Annotated in this window: 1 protein-coding gene; it reads left to right on the top strand. The window is 51.3% G+C overall.

Annotation, left to right across the window (positions count from 1 at the left end; all coding sequences use genetic code 11):
- Positions 1 to 463 precede the first annotated feature (463 nt).
- Positions 464 to 1,861: a group II intron reverse transcriptase/maturase gene (gene ltrA, locus E0L15_RS12115; protein WP_168125801.1), complete on the top strand. Its 1,398-nt coding sequence runs from the start codon at positions 464 to 466 to the stop codon at positions 1,859 to 1,861.
- Positions 1,862 to 1,938 lie beyond the last annotated feature (77 nt).

The raw sequence follows: 1,938 nt of genomic DNA, 5'->3' as shown, positions 1-1,938 counted from the left end.
TTAGTGCGCCCGGCATGGGCAATAACTTGGTGGTGAAAGTCCACTACAGACTTGGCAGTAGGAACTGTTAGCCGAAGGCAAGGGTGTCCATCGTGAGGTGGAATCTGAAGGAAGCCGGATGTGGAGGCTGCGAAGTGCCGACACGGGCAAACTCCCGGTCTGACGAACAGAAATCGCATATGAGGCAATGCAAAGCGGACGAGTCTGCTAACCAAGACAAAGTCCAATACTGCCCGAACTTTGCAGTGTAAATGCGGCAGATATATGGGAGGAAGGTTATTGCTCTTACCCGGGGAGGTCTTACGGACGTAGAAGTAGGGAAAAAAAAAATCCGAACCTGCGGAGTAAAGCTTGCCGTAAGAAGTCAGCAGAGGCCATAGTACCGGAAAAAAAAAAAAAAAAAAAACGGGAAGGGCCGAACAATCGTAAGTCTTGAGTAAAGACCGGAAGGAGGACTGGTGCCATGACAGCAAAATACCGAAAGGGCTTCGTGCAGAGGGATAGCGTGGAACGTGAAGAGTATGCAAAAGTGCCGAGTGCCAGCCCTGGGGAAGGGAAAGAAAGAGACGGTGCAGAGAACCTGCTGGAGCGGATTCTGGACAGAAACAACCTGAACAGAGCCTACAAGCAGGTCAAGGGCAATCACGGAGCACCTGGCATCGACAGGATGACCGTAGAGCAGGCGTTGCCGTGGTTGCAGGAACATAGAGCAGAATTGCTTCAAAGCATTCGGGAAGGGAAATACACCCCATCTCCCGTGCGGCGAAAGGAAATCCCCAAACCAGATGGAGGTGTGCGCAAGCTGGGTATCCCAACGGTGGTAGACCGAATCATCCAGCAAGCCATTGCCCAACAGATACAGCCAATCTATGAACCGCTGTTTTCGGACGCAAGCTATGGCTACCGCCCGAGAAGGAGCGGACAGCAGGCTGTGCGCCAGGTAAAGAAATACGCAGAGCAAGGCTACACCTACGCAGTAGAAGTGGACTTGTCCAAGTATTTCGACACGCTGAATCACGAATTGCTGATGGAACTGCTGCGGAAACAAATCCACGATAAACGGGTGACGGGGCTGATTAAGAGGTATCTGAAAGCCGGCGTCATGGAAAACGGAGTCATAACCAGAACAAGAGAAGGTTCTCCACAGGGAGGCCCTCTATCTCCGCTGTTAGCAAACATCTACCTGAACGAGTTTGACCAGGAGATGACCAGACGGGGTGTGAAGGTGGTTCGCTATGCGGATGACATCGTGGTGGTGACCAAAAGCAAACGGGCAGCGGAGCACATGCTGGAATCCTGCCGAAAGTTCTTGGAAGGAAGGCTGAAGCTGACGATGAATCTTCAAAAGAGCAAGGTAGTTAGCCTTTTCTCCAACCGTAACTTTAAGTTTCTGGGCTGCTGCCTGGGAAAGGATGGACGAGGCGTATATATCCGAGTTCATAGAAATTCCCTACAGAAAGCGAAACGGAAGCTGAAAGAACTGACCAGCAGAAGCCTGGGTAGAAATGTGCGCACGGTGATGGCAAAGGTGAAGGAATTCATCCGAGGATGGATTGGGTACTTCTATATTGCCGATATGAAGCGCATCCTTCAACGCTGGAATGAATGGTTGCGGCGCAGAATCCGCATGTACATCTGGAAGCAATGGAAGAAGCCGAAAACCAGGGTGCAAAACCTAAAGAAGTTAGGCATCCCTGCGTGGCAGGCCTACCAATGGGGGAATACCCGCTTGGGCTACTGGAGAGTAGCTGGAAGCGGAATTCTCTGCCGCTCTATTACAAACGAAAAGCTCGCACTGGCCGGATATTACGATTTTCCGGCGCAGTACAAGCAAATTCGTAAACAGCACTTATGCGATTGAACCGCCGTGTACCGAACGGTATGCACGGTGGTGTGAGAGGACGGCTACTCAACTAATGGGTAGCCTCCTACTCGATT

The organism is Pseudoflavonifractor sp. SW1122 (assembly GCF_012027765.1).
GTDB classification, from domain to species: domain Bacteria; phylum Bacillota; class Clostridia; order Oscillospirales; family Oscillospiraceae; genus Enterenecus; species Enterenecus faecium.
Note: the sequence above shows the minus strand (reverse complement) of the source record. Positions and strands in the feature narration are given on the sequence as shown.

Bases quoted from the DNA above. Each gene is read 5' to 3' on its own strand.
- ltrA (WP_168125801.1), top strand. From the start codon at position 464: ATGACAGCAAAATACCGAAAGGGCTTCGTGCAGAGGGATAGCGTGGAA.